11 protein-coding genes are annotated in these 15,612 nt (G+C 64.3%); 6 read left to right on the top strand and 5 right to left on the bottom strand.

Going from position 1 to position 15,612, the window contains the following annotated elements; translation table 11 throughout:
* Window positions 1-51: 51 nt before the first annotated feature.
* From topA to rpmG, 4 genes are all read left to right on the top strand, one after another.
* Complete coding sequence (gene topA, locus AUL32_RS15075) at window positions 52-2,796, top strand: type I DNA topoisomerase (RefSeq protein ID WP_062116419.1); 2,745 nt, start codon at window positions 52-54, stop codon at window positions 2,794-2,796.
* A gap of 8 nt (window positions 2,797-2,804) precedes the next feature.
* Window positions 2,805-5,105, top strand: coding sequence for a ribonuclease R (rnr, locus tag AUL32_RS15070; RefSeq protein WP_062116415.1), 2,301 nt, complete (start codon window positions 2,805-2,807; stop codon window positions 5,103-5,105).
* Window positions 5,102-5,545, top strand: coding sequence for a DUF983 domain-containing protein (locus tag AUL32_RS15065; protein ID WP_062116412.1), 444 nt, complete (start codon window positions 5,102-5,104; stop codon window positions 5,543-5,545). The genes rnr and AUL32_RS15065 overlap by 4 nt, the downstream gene beginning before the upstream one ends.
* A 210-nt stretch (window positions 5,546-5,755) precedes the next feature.
* Complete coding sequence (gene rpmG, locus AUL32_RS15060; RefSeq protein WP_019995293.1) at window positions 5,756-5,923, top strand: 50S ribosomal protein L33; 168 nt, start codon at window positions 5,756-5,758, stop codon at window positions 5,921-5,923.
* Between the two features lie 586 nt (window positions 5,924-6,509).
* Here rpmG and AUL32_RS15055 read toward each other — a convergent pair.
* Together AUL32_RS15055 and AUL32_RS15050 are read right to left on the bottom strand one after the other, a co-directional pair.
* Window positions 6,510-7,880 carry a PleD family two-component system response regulator gene (locus AUL32_RS15055; RefSeq protein ID WP_062116409.1) on the bottom strand — a complete coding sequence of 457 codons (1,371 nt, stop codon included), beginning with the start codon at window positions 7,878-7,880 and terminating at the stop codon, window positions 6,510-6,512.
* A gap of 3 nt (window positions 7,881-7,883) precedes the next feature.
* Window positions 7,884-8,255: a response regulator gene (locus tag AUL32_RS15050; protein WP_058598284.1), complete on the bottom strand. Its 372-nt coding sequence runs from the start codon at window positions 8,253-8,255 to the stop codon at window positions 7,884-7,886.
* Window positions 8,256-8,373: 118 nt separating this feature from the next.
* On the opposite strand from AUL32_RS15050, the gene AUL32_RS15045 reads away from it, so the two are divergent.
* Together AUL32_RS15045 and AUL32_RS15040 are read left to right on the top strand one after the other, a co-directional pair.
* Complete coding sequence (locus AUL32_RS15045) at window positions 8,374-8,685, top strand: DUF3572 domain-containing protein (RefSeq protein WP_062116405.1); 312 nt, start codon at window positions 8,374-8,376, stop codon at window positions 8,683-8,685.
* Entirely contained in the window at window positions 8,685-9,347 is a 663-nt protein-coding gene (locus AUL32_RS15040; RefSeq protein ID WP_062116403.1) for a hypothetical protein, read from the top strand. The genes AUL32_RS15045 and AUL32_RS15040 overlap by 1 nt, the downstream gene beginning before the upstream one ends.
* 12 nt (window positions 9,348-9,359) lie before the next feature.
* Here the strand turns inward: AUL32_RS15040 and dnaE are convergent, their stop codons facing one another.
* From dnaE to AUL32_RS15025, 3 genes are all read right to left on the bottom strand, one after another.
* Window positions 9,360-12,830: a DNA polymerase III subunit alpha gene (dnaE, locus tag AUL32_RS15035; RefSeq protein ID WP_062116886.1), complete on the bottom strand. Its 3,471-nt coding sequence runs from the start codon at window positions 12,828-12,830 to the stop codon at window positions 9,360-9,362.
* Between the two features lie 419 nt (window positions 12,831-13,249).
* Complete coding sequence (locus tag AUL32_RS15030; protein WP_062116400.1) at window positions 13,250-14,806, bottom strand: GMC family oxidoreductase; 1,557 nt, start codon at window positions 14,804-14,806, stop codon at window positions 13,250-13,252.
* Window positions 14,803-15,480, bottom strand: a complete 678-nt coding sequence (locus tag AUL32_RS15025) for a gluconate 2-dehydrogenase subunit 3 family protein (RefSeq protein ID WP_062116397.1) — start codon at window positions 15,478-15,480, stop codon at window positions 14,803-14,805. The genes AUL32_RS15030 and AUL32_RS15025 overlap by 4 nt, the downstream gene beginning before the upstream one ends.
* Between the last annotated feature and the right edge of the window lie 132 nt (window positions 15,481-15,612).

Genomic DNA, 15,612 nt, shown 5'->3' with positions numbered 1-15,612 from the left:
CGATATTCCGGCGCGTCGGCTCTGCCCGACCGCCTTTCCCAGGACGTGCACATGGACGTGGTCATCGTCGAATCGCCTGCAAAAGCGAAGACGATCAACAAATATCTCGGCAGCAACTACACGGTGCTGGCGTCTTTCGGTCACGTTCGGGATCTCCCGGCGAAGGACGGGTCGGTGCGTCCCGACGACGACTTCTCCATGGACTGGGAGGTGGACAAGCCCTCGCAGAAGCGCCTGAGCGACATCGCCGCCGCCTTAAAGAACGCCGACGCGCTGATCCTGGCAACCGACCCGGATCGCGAAGGCGAAGCCATTTCCTGGCATGTGCTGGAAGTCCTGCGCGAGAAGAAGGTGCTGAAGGACAAGCCGGTCAGCCGCGTCGTCTTCAACGCCATCACCAAGAAGGCCGTGCTCGACGCGATGGCCAATCCGCGCGAGATCGACGTGCCGCTGGTGGACGCCTATCTCGCCCGCCGCGCGCTCGACTATCTCGTCGGCTTCACGCTGTCGCCGGTGCTCTGGCGCAAGCTACCTGGCGCCCGCTCGGCTGGGCGTGTCCAGTCCGTGGCGCTGCGCCTCGTCTGCGATCGCGAAGCCGAGATCGAGCGCTTCAAGACCGACGAGTACTGGCAGATCGCCGCCAAGCTCTCGACGCCGCGCGGCGAGGATTTCGAGGCGCGCCTCACCGCCTTCGAGGGCGAGCGGCTGCAGCGCCTGTCTATCAACAACGAGACACGCGCCTTCGCCATTCGCGACATGCTGAACGGCGCCTCGTTCCGCGCCGTCAGCGTCGAGGCCAAGCCCACCAAGCGCAACCCCTCGCCACCCTTCACCACGTCGAGTCTGCAGCAGGCGGCCTCTGCCAAGCTCGGCTTCGGCGCCTCGCGCACGATGCAGATCGCCCAGCGCCTCTATGAAGGCATGGATATCGGCGGCGAGACGGTCGGCCTCATCACCTATATGCGAACCGACGGCGTGCAGATGGCGCCCGAAGCCATCGACGCGGCGCGCGAGGCGATCGGCGAAACCTTCGGCAAACGCTATGTGCCCGAGAAGCCGCGTCTCTACTCGACCAAGGCGAAGAACGCGCAGGAAGCGCACGAGGCGATCCGCCCGACCAGCTTCATGCGCCTGCCCAAGGACATGGAGCGCTTTCTCGACCGTGACCAGGCGCGCCTCTACGACCTGATCTGGAAGCGCGCCATCGCCAGCCAGATGGCCTCGGCCGAGATCGAGCGCACCACGGTCGAGATCGCGGCCGAGAACGGCGCTCAGAAGGCGCAGCTGCGCGCCACCGGCTCGGTGATCCGCTTCGAGGGCTTCATCGGCGCCTATCAGGACCACCGCGACGATTCCAAGACCCAGGCCGACCAGGAGGCGGAGGAAGACGATTCCGCCCGCCTGCCCGAGATCAAGCCGCAGGACGGACTGAAAAAGCTGGCGGTCAACCCGACCCAGCATTTCACCGAGCCACCGCCGCGCTTCTCGGAAGCCTCGCTGATCAAGCGGATGGAAGAGCTCGGCATCGGCCGCCCCTCCACCTATGCCGCCACCCTGCAGACGCTGCAGGACCGCGAATACATCGTGCAGGACAAGCGCAAGCTTCTGCCCGATTCAAAGGGCCGGCTGGTCACGGCCTTCCTGCACAATTTCTTCGAAAAGTACGTCGAGTACGATTTTACCGCCGACCTGGAAGGCCAACTCGACCGCATCTCGGCGGGCGAACTGTCCTGGAAGGACGTGCTGCGTGAGTTCTGGAAGGACTTTTCGGCTCAGGTCGATGGCACCAAGGAACTTCGCGTCACCGACGTTCTCGACGCCCTGAACGAGGAACTGGCTCCGCTCGTATTCCCCGACCGGGGCGACGGGACGGACCCGCGCGTCTGCCCGCGTTGCGCTCAGGGCAAGCTCAGCCTCAAGCTGGGCAAGTTCGGCGCTTTCGTCGGCTGTTCGAACTATCCCGACTGCGGCTACACGCGCCAGCTCGGCTCCAATCTCTCGGCCGAGGGCGTGGAAGGCGATGGCGGCCTGAATGAGCCCAAGGATCTCGGCAGCGACCCGGATTCGGGAGAGCCGATCACCCTGCGCTCGGGCCGCTTTGGGCCCTATGTCCAACGCGGCGACGGCAAGGAAGCCAAGCGCTCCTCGCTGCCGAAGGGCTGGCTGGTCGCAGATATCGACTTCGAGAAGGCGCGCAGGCTGCTGTCCCTGCCCCGCGAAGTCGGCCTCCATCCCGAGTCCGGCAAGCCGATCTTGGCGGGCCTCGGCCGCTACGGCCCGTTCCTTCAACATGACGGCGGCTATGCCAATCTGGAGACGGTGGAGGACGTGTTCGAGATCGGTCTCAACCGGGCCGTGACCGTGATCGCCGAAAAGAAGGAAAAGGGTCCGCGCGGTCGCGCGACGCCGGCCGCTTTGGCGACGCTCGGCGAGCATCCGACCTTCGGCGGCGAAATCACAGTACGCGAAGGGCGCTTCGGTCCCTATGTGAATGTCGGTAAGATCAACGCGACCTTGCCGAAGTCCAAGGACCCGGCCTCCGTCACGCTGGAGGAAGCAATCCAGCTTCTGAACGAGCGGGCGGAAAAGTCTGGAAAGGCGCCGACCAAGAAAGCGGCGCCGAAGAAGGCGGCCCCCAAGAAGGCCGCCGCCGAGGGCGACGCGACGGAGAAGCCGAAGAAGGCACCGGCCAAGCGCGCGGCGGCCAAGCCCGCCGCCAGGAGCGACGAGCCCCCCGCACGGCCCGCCGCTCCCAAGACCGAGTTGATCAAGGCGCCGAAGGCAAAGGCGAAGTAAGGAGTTCCATGGCCAAGCGAGCGATCCCGACCACCGACGAACGCTCGCTGAGCCGGGAGGCGGTCCTGCGCTTCATCGCGGACCACCCGGACCGCGCCACCAAGCGCGATCTGGCAAAGGCCTTCGGGGTCAAGGGCGAGGCACGGGTCGCGCTCAAGGACATCATCGCCGATCTCCAGGCCGACGGCCTCCTGGCTGGCGGTCGCAAGCAATACACCCGCCCCGGCGCGCCGCCGACCGTCACGGTTCTTGAAATCCGCGACCGCGACGACGAAGGCGGCCTTTTGGCCGATCCGGTTGGCTGGGACGAGAGCGACCTCGGTCCCCGCCCCCGCTTCACCGTGCGCCAGAAGCGCGACCAAGCCGCCATTGCCGGGATCGGGGATCGCATCCTGGCGCAGCTCGACTTCGACGCGCCGGAAGGCCCGGCGGCCGACGTCATTCGCCTGCTCGATCGCAAAACCGCCCGCGCACTCGGCGTCTTCCGCGAGACGGCGGGCGGCGGCGGCCGGGTGGAGCCTGTCGAGCGGCGCCAACATGAATTCGTCGTCGGGCCCGGCGACACACGGGGCGCCAAGGACGGCGATCTCGTCGAGGTCGAGCCGTCCCAGCGCATGCGCGCCGGCCTGCCGATGGGGTCGATTGCCGAAGTGATCGGCTCGCTTCACACCGAAAAGGCGATCTCCACCATTGCGCTGCACGCGCATTCGATTCCGCATGTCTTCCCGAAATCAGTTCTGGCGGAGGCCGACGCCGCCGGCCCGGCGACCATGGCGCATCGCGAGGACTGGCGAGATCTGCCGTTGGTCACGATCGACCCGCGCGACGCCAAGGATCATGACGACGCGGTTCACGCTGCCCCCGACGCCGATCCGTCCAATCCCGACGGGTTCGTGGTGACGGTCGCGATCGCCGACGTCTCCTGGTACGTCCGGCCGCATTCGAAGCTCGACGCGGAAGCCAAGCTGCGCGGCAACTCGGTCTATTTCCCAGACCGCGTCGTCCCGATGCTGCCCGAGCGGATTTCCAACGATCTCTGTTCGTTGCGCGAGGGTGTCGACCGGCCGGCGCTGGCCGTGCGCATGATCTTCGACCGCGACGGCGACAAGCGCTCGCATCGCTTCCATCGCATCATGATGCGCAGCCATGCCAAGATCGCCTATCAGGACGCCCAGGGAGCGATCGACGGGACGGAAGAGTTGGTCGATCCGCAGATCGTCGCCGGCGTCCTCCGCCCGCTTTGGGACGCCTACGCCGCGCTGAAGCGCGCGCGCGACCGGCGCGCCCCGCTCGATCTCGATCTGCCCGAGCGCAAGATCGTGCTCGACGCAGCCGGCCGGGTCGATCGCGTCATCCTTCCCGAACGGCTCGACGCGCACAAGCTGATCGAAGAGTTCATGATCCAGGCCAACGTCGCCGCGGCCGAGGCGCTAGAGCAGCAGAAGCAGGCGCTGATCTACCGCGTCCACGATTCCCCCTCGCTCGCACGGCTGGAAACGCTGCGCGACTTCCTGCGCACGCTGGATTTACCGCTCGCGAAGACCGGTGCCCTGCGGCCTGCCAATTTCAACGGCATTCTCCACGCCGTGAAGGACACCGAGCACGAGAGTCTGGTGAACGAGGTCGTTCTGCGCTCGCAGAGCCAGGCCGTCTACACACCCGAGAATCTCGGCCATTTCGGCCTCAATCTCATGCGCTACGCGCATTTCACCTCGCCGATCCGCCGCTACGCCGATCTCATCGTCCACCGCGCTCTGGTGAAGGCGTTGGGTCTCGGTGATGGCGACTTGAGCCGCGAGGACGAGGAGCAACTGGAAGAGACCGCCGAGGCGATCAGTCAGGCGGAACGCCGCGCCATGGCGGCCGAGCGCGACACGGTGGACCGCCTCATCGCCCATCACCTCGCCGACCGGCTGGGCGAGGAGTTCGAGGGCAAGATTCAGGGCGTCACCAAGTCGGGCCTGTTCGTCCAGTTGCCGACCTTCGGCGCCGACGGTTTCATTCCGATCTCGACCCTGGGCGCCGACTACTACCACTATGACGAAGTCGGCCATTCCCTCGTCGGCGAGCGTTCGAAGCGTGGCTTTCGGCTGGGCGATTCGGTCGAGGTGAAGCTGGTGGAAGCCGTGCCGCTGGCCGGCTCGATGCGATTCGAGATGCTGTCCGAACCACGGGAGTTGCCGGCCACGACCGGCTCGTTCCACAAGGCGGCGCGGCGCAGCCACCGCCTCCATCGGCCCGGGCGCACGCCAAAGCCCGCCGGCAAGGGCCCGAAGGCGGCCGCCGGGAAAGGACGCGGAAAGCGATGACCATCGCCCCTCATGAGTCTCGTGCGAACGTTCTGGAACCGGCGGCGAGCAACTCGGGCGAGCCGCGCGATACACTGCAGGCCATGGGGCGTGGCTTCCTCATGCGCTGCCCGCATTGCGGCAAGGGACGGCTCTTTTCGGGTTATCTCAAAAGCGTCGATCGGTGCGAAGCTTGCGGTGAAGCGTTCGAGCACCATCGAGCCGACGATCTGCCCCCCTATCTCACGATCTTCATCGTGGGCCATTTGGTGGTCGCGCTGTTCATGGGCATGGAACAGGTCACGGACCTGCCGCTCTGGGCGCATCTGGCCATCTGGGTGCCCGTTACGATTGCTCTCTCGCTTGTGCTGCTTCGGCCTCTGAAAGGCGCTACGATCGGCCTCCAATGGGCCATGCGGATGCATGGGTTCGGCGGACGGGGCGAGGAAAGCGATAGCTGAGACGACCTGTTGGAGGCCGAAGACCTTGACTTCGGCGTCTCCATAAGTAGTGTCCGCCGCGATAAGGGCGCATGGTTTCGTGCGCCTGTTCGGCTTGTGTCGCTTGGCGAGACGGGCCAGATACAATCTCTAATGTCCTGCATGCCCCGTGCGACGCCTGTTCGGCCCGCCGTCAGACGCAGGGCCACGATTCGCCAGGATGGACGCACAATGGCCAAGGCTACAACGATCAAGATCAAGCTGCTCAGCACGGCTGACACCGGCTTCTTCTACGTCACCACGAAGAACAGCCGTACGATGACCGATAAGATGGTCAAGACGAAGTACGATCCGGTCGCTCGCAAGCATGTCGAGTTCCGCGAGACCAAGATCAAGTAAGTCGTCGTCCGTTTCGGATTTCGAGAACGCCGCCCCTTCCGGGCGGCGTTTTTCGTTTGGGGCGCAGGTTGCGAGGCAGCGATCGTACGGAGTTCGAAAGTCGGCTCGGCGTGACGCAAAACACCATCATCGCATCAAGCGTCGAGGCACACCAAAGCGTGCTCGCCCGGAGCGATAGAGATGTCGTGTCGGGAATGGTCACGGAGGGCGCGTCAGCCTTGAACCCTCCCCGAGGGGGCGCAGTTCACCCGATCGCCGCCATATCGCCATATCGGCTAAGGGCTGGTCCGATCGCTAGAGTTCGCCGACCCTAGAGGCGACCGCTAGCGTGGCAGCAAGCATATGATCGAAGCTGTAAAAGTGGTCGGCCGGCGCGCCGATCGCGGCACGAGGATACCGCGTATGACCAGCTGCCGGCCGACCGCCCCACGGGACCCAGGAGATGCGGCGGACCTGAGCATTCCATGGGGAAACTAAGAACAGACGCTTGTCTGTGACCTCGAAACCCTACGCTTCCAGACTTGCCGAGAATCGAAGGGGAATCAATCTGGATAATGCAAAATGCTCCCATTCGTTTTAGGAATGGTTAAGGTCCGGCCGTCGAGAGATCGCTGGCGACGACGACGCGGTTTCGCCCGGCTCGCTTCGCATCGTAGAGCGCGATGTCGGCCCGCTTCATCAGCCCGCGGGGTTCCACCCCGTTCAAGCTCGCAAGCCCCACGCTGGACGTGACGGGTATCGCCAGATCCTGGACCTCGAAGGGTTCCGCCTCGATCAACTCGCGCAGCCGTTCCGCCGCACCCTCGGCGGAGGCAAGATCGGTGTCGGGCATGAGAAGCGCGAACTCCTCGCCGCCGATCCGCGCCGCGAGATCGCTGGCGCGAAGGCTGCGACGCACGCGCTCCGCGAACTGACGAAGCACCTCGTCTCCGACATCATGGCCATAGGTGTCGTTGATCTGCTTGAAGTGATCGATATCGAGGATCAGGACGCAGAGCGGTCTGCCGCTGCGGACGGACTGTTCGCTCGCCTGAGCCAGATGCCCGTCGAGAAAGCGACGATTGTAGAGGCCGGTCAAAGGATCGATCGTCGCAAGCTCGATCGTCGTCTGCACGCTGCGCCGCAGACCTTCGTCGTATCGCTTGCGCTTGATCTGAGTGCGAATGCGCGCCAGCAGTTCGTTTGGGTCGAGCGGGCGCTGACAATAGTCGTTGGCCCCCAGTTCCAGGCCGCGCGTGATGCGCGCTTCATCCTCCGGTCCCGCGATCAACAGAATCGGCGTTTGACGTGTGCCCTCGTTCGACCGCAGGCGCGAACAGAGGCGCAAGGCATCGAACGCTTCGGCCTGAAGATCGAGGATGAAAAGGTCGACCGGCTCGGTGGGGTTCAAGACCGCATCAGGTTCTACGGCCGGCATGATCATATGTTCGGCGCCGACAAGGCGTTTCACCCGAAGCGCTTCCTCCGGCCGGGCCATCATCGCGCAGAGGCGCCCGTTCCGCCCCATGGTCTCGGCTCCGAGATCCCAGGGCTCCGCCACGACCCGCGCCGCCGTCTCGGCGCGCACACGCAGTTCGTCGGTCAGCATCTTGAGGCGGGTCAGGCTGCGGATGCGCGAGAAGAGCGGCAGTCCGCGCACGGGCTTGGTCAGGAAATCGTCCGCGCCGGCCTCGAGACCGCGAACGCGGTCCGCCTGCTGGTCCAGCGCCGTGACGAGCACCACCGGAATGTGCAGTGTCGTCGGCTCCGCCTTCAGGCGCCGGCAGACCTCGTACCCGTCCATATCCGGCATCATCACGTCGAGCAGAACGAGATCCACCATCTCGCGGCGGCAGATATCGAGAGCCTCGGGGCCGGACGAGGCGAGCAGAACCTCGAAATACTCCTCGGATAGCTGCGCCTGCATCAGCCGGCGATTGACCGGCATGTCGTCCACCACGAGGATCCGGGCAGACATGGCTCAGGCGTCGCCGAGGAAGGACTTGATGGTTTCGATGAATTTCAGGACGGAGATCGGCTTCGAGATATAGGCTTCGCATCCGCCCTTGCGGATTCGCTCCTCGTCGCCCTTCATGGCAAAAGCCGTGACGGCGATGACGGGAATCGAACGCAGTTCGGGATCGGCCTTCAGATCGCGCGTGACGTCGAGGCCGGAAACCTCGGGAAGCTGGATGTCCATGAGAATGAGGTCAGGACGATGTTCACGCGCGAGATCGACCGCGGTCAACCCCGAACGGGTCTGCACCGTGCGATAGCCGTGAGCCTCGATCAGGTCGCGGAAGAGCTTCATATTGAGCTCGTTGTCCTCGACGATCATGACGGTCTTGGTCATACGCATACCCTCTGCCAGGCGTGATCTCACCCGGTTCCCGACCTTCAATAGGCAAAGCTAGAGCAATTTGATTTAACAATTCGGCAATCTCGCTCTTCGAAGGATGAAGGCTACGATTATGATTAACGAGAACTACCGTAGCGGAAACCATGAAGCCCAGCAGACCGCATCGGGTCTCGCGGTCGAAGCTTTGTCCTTTATCGCCAGCGACGGCCTTCTGTTCAGCCGGTTCCTGCGCCTCACCGGTCTTGAACTCGAAAACCTGCGCCAAGCCGCCGACGAGCCGGCGTTCCTCGCTGGCGTGCTCGATTTCGTTCTGTCCGACGAGCGGATCCTGACGGATTTCGCCGCTCATATCGAAGTACCTCCCGAGCGCGTGGCAGCCGCGCGGCGGGTGATGGCCGGGCCTTATGCGGAATCCTATTCCTGATGACGACGGTAGGACCCACGATCGATGCCCTCCCGCAAAATCATGACGCATTGATCGTTCTGGATGTGGACGAAGTGGTGCTGCATTTCATCGCACCCTTCTGCGAACTTCTGGCGGAGCATGGCGCCAAGCTGCATTTCGAAAGCTTTCGCCTGACAGGGAACGTGCGTTCGCTCTCGACCGGCGCTGCCGTGTCGGGCCATGAACTCGATCGGATCACGGCGCTCCTCTATGCCGACCAGATCAAGCGCCAAGCCCCAGTGGAAGGCGTAAGGGAAGCCCTGGCGGACCTGCGACAGAAAGCGGACGTCGTCTATCTCACGGCGATGACGCCGAGCTACTACCAGCAGCGACGGGCGCTCTTGGACAGCCATGGGCTGACAGACCCGATGATCGCGACGGAACGGTCGAAAGGCGGCCTGCTCGCCGAGATGCGGCAACGCTGGCGCGGGCCCATCGTCTTCGTGGACGATCTTCCGCCCAATCTGGAGGGCGCGCGGCGCAGTGCGCCGGACATCCATCTCGTGCATCTCATGGCCAATCGCGAGTTTCGCGCGCATCTCCCGCCCATGCCCCATGGCACGCTGCGCGCCGAGAACTGGCGCGATGCGGCCGCGAAGATCGCGGCGCTCTTGGCGAATGGGAACGAAGAGCGCCGCTAGGCGCCCTTCACCTCAGGCCAGTTCCACGTCGATCACGCCGGGCGAAGCCTTGATGGCGCTCGCCATCTGTGGCGAAACGCGGAACTTGCCGGGAAGCGCGATCTCGACTTCCCGCTCGCCATCGTCACGAAGGAGGATCAACGAGACATCGCTGTCTCCACCGGCGCGAAGCTGGTTCTGGAACAACGAGAAGGGCTTGGCGTCGCGCAGGAAGATACGCAGCGCCTTCTGCATCTTTTCAGCTTCGGCCTCCAGAGACTGGACGCCGGATGCGCGCAGGGAAATGCCCTCCGGCCGGTCCTCCGCCGAAACGGTGACGATGACCGAAGCGCCCGGCTCCAGCTTGTCGCGGAAGGCGATCAGAGTTTCCGTGAACAGGACGATCTCGTACTGACCCGTCGCGTCGGAGAGCTGGACGATGCCGATCTTGCCGCCCGTACGAGTCTTGCGCTCCTGGCGCGAGGTCACCGTTCCCGCCAGTCGGCCCGCCGTCTGGCCCTTGCGCACGCCGGCTACAACCTCGGCATAGGACTGGACCTTCAGCCGCTTCATCGCATCCTTGTACTCGTCCAACGGATGGGCCGAGAGATAGAAGCCGATCGACTGGAACTCGCGAAGAAGCTTCTCCGTCGTCGTCCAACCCGGCACGTCGGCCAGACGCAGCGGCTCCGGCTCGCCGCTGCCGCCGAACATGTCGTGCTGGCCCGAGGTCCGGCCCTCTTGCGCCAGCGCGGCATAGGACGCCAGCTTTTCCAGATTGCCGCAGAGCTTGGCGCGGTCGAGGCCGAAACTGTCGAGCGCGCCAGCGGCGATCAGATGTTCCAGAGTCCGCTTGTTGACGATCTTTGGATCGATCCGGGCGCAGAAATCCTCAAGGCTCTTGAACGCGCCGCCATCCTGCCGCCGCTCCACGATGTGGTCCACCGCCTGCTCGCCGACGCCCTTGATGGCGGCGAGCGCGTAGATGATCTGCCCGTCCTGCACCTCGAACGCCCGGTGGGACCGCTGCACGGAGGGCGGCACGACGGGGATGCCAAGACGCTTGGCGTCCAGACGGAAGTCGTTGAGCTTGTCGGTGTTGCCCATGTCCAGCGTCATGGACGCGGCCAGGAACTCGACCGGGTAATTCGCCTTCAGATAGGCCGTATGGTACGAAACCAGCGCGTAGGCGGCCGCGTGGCTCTTGTTGAAGCCGTAGTCGGCGAACTTGGCCAGAAGGTCGAAGATCGTGTTGGACTGCGCCTTCGGAATGCCATTCTTGACGCAGCCTTCGACGAAACGCACCCGCTGCACATCCATCTCGGCGCGGATTTTCTTGCCCATGGCGCGGCGAAGGAGATCGGCCTCGCCAAGCGTATAGCCGGACAGAACCTGGGCGATCTGCATCACCTGTTCCTGGTAGATGATGACGCCCTGCGTCTCCCGAAGAATCGGCTCGATCTTCGGGTGGATGATCTCGACTTCCTCTTCCTTGTGCTTGCGCGCGTTGTAGACCGGGATGTTCTCCATCGGGCCCGGGCGATAGAGCGCGACCAGAGCCACGATGTCCTCGAACCGGTCGGGCCGCATGCCGATCAGCGCCTTGCGCATGCCGACCGATTCCACCTGGAACACGCCGACCGTCTCGCCGCGTGTCAGGAGATCGTAGGTCGGCTTGTCCTCCAAAGGCACTGCGCCGAGATCGATCCGCTCGCCGCGCCGCGCGATGAGGTCCACCGCAGTCTTCAGCGTCGTCAGTGTCTTAAGGCCAAGGAAGTCGAACTTCACCAGCCCTGCCTGCTCCACCCATTTCATGTTGAACTGGGTGACCGGCATGTCGGAGCGCGGATCGCGATACATCGGCACGAGCTTCGACAACGGCCGATCGCCGATCACGATGCCGGCGGCGTGGGTTGAGGCGTGTCGATAGAGACCTTCCAGCTTCAAGGCGATGCTGAGAAGGCGGTCCACCACCTCCTCCTTGCGCCGCTCCTCCTGCAGGCGTGGCTCGTCCTCCAGCGCCTGGGCGAGCGTGACCGGATTGGCCGGGTTCTGGGGCACGAGCTTGCAGAGCTTATCGACATGGCCATAGCTCATTTCGAGCACGCGGCCGACATCGCGCAGCACGGCGCGCGCCTGCATCGACCCGAAGGTTATGATCTGCGCGACCTGCTCGCGGCCGTATTTCTGCTGGACGTAGCGGATCACCTCTTCGCGCCGGTCCTGGCAGAAGTCGATGTCGAAATCCGGCATCGACACGCGGTCGGGATTGAGGAACCGCTCGAAGAGAAGAGCGAAGCGAAGCGGGTCGAGATCGGTGATGGTCAGCGAATAGGCGACCAGCGACCCCGCGCCCGAACCGCGGCCAGGCCCCACCGGTATCCCCTGCGCCTTCGCCCATTTGATGAAGTCCGCCACGATCAGGAAGTAACCGGGGAACTTCATGCGTTCGATGACCGAAAGCTCGAATTCGAGCCGCTCGCGATAGCTCTCTTCCGTCTGGCCCGCCGCCGGGCCATGAGCGGCCAGACGCATCTCCAACCCTTCCTGCGCCTGACGGCGCAGTTCGGAAGATTCCGCCAGTTCGGCCTGGGTGGCATCCGCATCGGCACCGGCAAAACGCGGCAGGATCGGCTTGCGGGTGCGCACGCGGTAGGAGCAGCGGCGGGCGATCTCGATCGTGTTCTCAATCGCCTCCGGCAGGTCGGCGAAGAGCAGCGCCATGTCGTCCTGCGACTTCAGGCAATGGTCGCGCGTCAGGCGGCGGCGGTCCTCGTGGCTGACAAGCCGATTGCAGGCGACGGCAATCAGCGCGTCATGCGCGTCGAAATCCTCGTTGCAGAAGAAGAAGGGCTCGTTGGTGGCGACTAGTGGCAAGCCAAGCTCGTAGGCGAGCGCCACGGTCTCGCCCTCGGTGCGACGCCCCCGCCCCTCATGGCGCTGCAGCTCGACATAGAGCCGGTCGCCGAAGAAGCCGGCGAGCTTTTCCAGACGCGCGCGAGCGACCAGCCCCTGCCCAGCGTTGATGGCCGTGCCGATCGGCCCGAGCGGACCGCCGGTCAGCGCGATGACGCCTTCGGCATGTTCGCCGAGCCAGTCCACCAGGACATGCGGGCGCATGTTGCCGTCATGCGCGAGATAGGAACGCGAGACGAGTTCCACGAGATTCTCGTAGCCCCGTTCGGTGGCCGCCATCAGCACCAGCGAGCCGGACGAGCCGAAGCCGGATCGATCGCGCGGGTTGCCCTCGACATCGCTAAACTCGACATCGATCTGGCAACCGATGATAGGCTGGATGCCGGACTTCGCGGCCTTCTCGGAGAACTCCAGCGCACCGAAGAGATTGCCGGTGTCGGCGATGCCGATGGCCGGCGCGCCGTCCGCTTTCGCGAATTTGATGATCTGATCGACCCGAAGCGCGCCCTCGAGAAGCGAATAGGCGCTGTGCACGCGAAGATGAACGAAACGCAGAGGCGCGGGAGCGCCCTTCTTCTCTTCGGCCATGACGAGATCCCCGGTGTCCGCGCGGACGCCGTCCAGGCGACCGCCGAGCCGCGCATCGACCTCGAGTTCGCCAAGCGACTCGCTGTCCATGTCTTCGGCAAGGAATTTGTCAGTGTCCCAATTCATAGGCCAGAGTCCAGCCCGCGTCGTCGGATGTCCCCGTCTTTCGACGGACGGGCGATCAAATCAGGTGAAGGATAAGCGCAAAGCTCGCCACGAAGGCGGAGACGGCGGTGAGCGAGGCGATTTCTCTGAGAACCAGCATTTCAATCTCCATCAAGCTGTGTTCTCAATTTGTTCCATATTTCAGCCGAATGAAAGAACAAAGGCGGAACAAATTCGTCAGGACTTCTGAAACGTTAAAGGCCCGGCGAAAACCGCCGGGCCTTTAACGTTTCGACGTGGCGGACTGGAAGCTGTCAGGCGGACCCATGCTTTCCGAGGAAGCCATCGGCCGTGCGCAGGCTGAGCGCCATGATCGTCAGCGCCGGATTGGCAGCGAGCGAACTCGGGAAGACCGAATTGTCGGCGATCCAGAGGTTAGGAATGTCGAAGCTGCGGCCATGGGGATCGACGACATTCTCGCCAGCATCCGTCCCCATGCGGCATGTCCCGATCGTATGGGCCGTGCGGTCCAGCACCCATATGTCGCTTGCGCCGGCGGCTTCCCAGACCGATTTCATGAAACCGATGGCATGTGCGCGAAGGCGCTTCTCGTTCTCGCCATAGCCGAAGCGGATGATCGGCTTCGGCATGCCGCGGCCGTCCAGCTCGTCCGACAGGATCAGGTAGTTGTCGTCGCTCGGCAGCCCCTCGCCGTTGATGCCGATGCCAGCGACATGATTGTAGCGATCGAGATAGTCGGTCAGCCGCTGGCCCCAGAGCCCTCTTCCCCGCGCCACCTGATCGGCCCATGTCTGCAAGACGACGCCGAGGCTTTGCACGAGATAGCCACCCGCGAAATCCGCGTTTTTGGGGCGCAGCATATCCTCGGTGATGAGGGCTGAGGGATAGCCTTTGTTCATCCGCATCTCGGTTGGAAACGTGCCCCAGACTTGCGTCGCGACATGGGCGGTATAATTGCGCCCGACTTGCCCACTGGAATTGGAAATGCTCTGGCGCAGAAGAAGGCGCGGCGTCTCGATCGCGCCGGCACAGAGGAATACGGCCGCGCAGCGCTGCCGGACCTCGCGCTCACCCTGGAGATAGACGACGGCGATGACGCGTCCCTGCGTGTCGAACTCGAAATGGGTGGCGAAACACTCATCCCGGATCTCGGCACCCCTTGCCACGGCAAGTGGGAGATAGGTCACGTCCATCGACGTCTTGGCCCCGTTGCGGCAACCTTGATGACAGTAGCCGCAATTGACGCAGGCCTCACGCTTGGGACCATCCGCCTGCTCAAAGCGCCGGGAGACGACCGCCACCGGGCCGTCGCTCGCCGTCGCGCCAATAGCGGCGCAGCCCGCCGCCATGGCTTGCGCCGGTGCGTTCCGAAGCACGGGCGGGAGGCCATAGCCACGCGTGGGGTCCCACGGATAGGAGGCAGGACCCGACACGCCGACAAAGCGCTCGATCTCCTCGTAATAGGGCACGAGGTCTTCCAGCCGCAGCGGCCAGTCGCGCCCCTTGCCCGTCTCCGTCCGCAGCCGAAGGTCGCGGGCGTCTGCGCGCGGCACGAAGGCGCCCCAGTGCAGCATGGAGCCACCGACGCCGACGCCGCTATTGTTGGCGCCGAACGCCTCTGGCATCGAGCCACCGCTGATCCGCTCGTCCATCCAGTAGAGGTCCGACGACAAGGTCTCGTCTGCGGCATACTCCTCTTGAGACCGATTCGATCCGGCTTCCAGCGCGACGACGCGAAGGCCAGCGGAGGCCAAGCGCGCGAGCAGGGGGGAACCGCCCGCCCCAGTTCCGATCACCACGGCATCGACGGTCTCGTCCAATCCGTAGCGCGCCATCAGGTCGAGCCTCATCGGACGCTCTCCTCTGCGGCTGGGGAAACCGGCTCGGGCTCCCAAGCCTCGCGCTCGCCGATTGCGACCTTACGAAAGCCGACAAACCGCTCGCCCGTCTCGCCGCCATTCGCGAACCCGGAATATCCGATGCGGGCCATGACAGCGGGGTGGGCGACGTAATGCCGGACGGAATCGGACAGCACCTCCTCGAACCAAAGCGCCATCTGCTTGGCATCGAACAAGGTCGGGTCACTCAGTCCGAGATCATCCGACGCGGCAATCGCGTTCAGGATCTCGTCTTGCGACGCGCTATGGAGTATCACAAACCCTGTCCCATCTCGGTGGCGCGCGATGGCATCCAGCGTGTCGAGCCCGATCTTGTAGGCGTTCGGGTCTGTCGGAAGGGCTTCGTAACGCCAGCCGTTTCCGTCCTGATCCGCCATCATCCGGTCCAGTCGGAGGGCAATATCGATCCCGTAGTCCACCGCGGTCGGGATGATCCGGGCCAACATGGCCCTAAGCGTCACGATCTGAGCTTCAGAGAAAGCGCGGGGTTCAGCGTCGGGGTCGTCTGGACGCGCCCGCTCGGCCAGCGCCTCGCGCAGCCTGTCGCTGACGCGTTCCGCTGGAACGAGATCGGTGCAGAGCGGCGGGTTTGAAAGAGTCGGGGGCACGCGGAGGACGCTGGACAACGGCTGTTCCCATTCAGCTAGAACGGTTCAAAGACCGCCGACTAACTAACGAGGCACCGAAACGCTGCATTGCGTCGGCCGACATGTTGCCGCATCGGCAACAAGCGGCCCGGCCAAACCGGCAGCGAAACC

Origin of the sequence: Aureimonas sp. AU40 (assembly GCF_001463785.1) — a bacterium.
GTDB lineage: Bacteria > Pseudomonadota > Alphaproteobacteria > Rhizobiales > Rhizobiaceae > Aureimonas.
The sequence above is the reverse complement of the archived record's forward strand: the minus strand, read 5'-3'. Positions and strand labels throughout refer to the sequence as shown.

Coding starts and splice junctions, on each gene's coding strand:
- AUL32_RS15065 (WP_062116412.1), top strand. CDS start 5,102: ATGACCATCGCCCCTCATGAGTCTCGTGCGAACGTTCTGGAACCGGCG.
- AUL32_RS15055 (WP_062116409.1), bottom strand. CDS start 7,880: ATGTCTGCCCGGATCCTCGTGGTGGACGACATGCCGGTCAATCGCCGG.
- rnr (WP_062116415.1), top strand. CDS start 2,805: ATGGCCAAGCGAGCGATCCCGACCACCGACGAACGCTCGCTGAGCCGG.
- dnaE (WP_062116886.1), bottom strand. CDS start 12,830: ATGGCCGAAGAGAAGAAGGGCGCTCCCGCGCCTCTGCGTTTCGTTCAT.
- rpmG (WP_019995293.1), top strand. CDS start 5,756: ATGGCCAAGGCTACAACGATCAAGATCAAGCTGCTCAGCACGGCTGAC.
- topA (WP_062116419.1), top strand. CDS start 52: ATGGACGTGGTCATCGTCGAATCGCCTGCAAAAGCGAAGACGATCAAC.
- AUL32_RS15045 (WP_062116405.1), top strand. CDS start 8,374: ATGATTAACGAGAACTACCGTAGCGGAAACCATGAAGCCCAGCAGACC.
- AUL32_RS15050 (WP_058598284.1), bottom strand. CDS start 8,255: ATGACCAAGACCGTCATGATCGTCGAGGACAACGAGCTCAATATGAAG.
- AUL32_RS15040 (WP_062116403.1), top strand. CDS start 8,685: ATGACGACGGTAGGACCCACGATCGATGCCCTCCCGCAAAATCATGAC.
- AUL32_RS15030 (WP_062116400.1), bottom strand. CDS start 14,806: ATGAGGCTCGACCTGATGGCGCGCTACGGATTGGACGAGACCGTCGAT.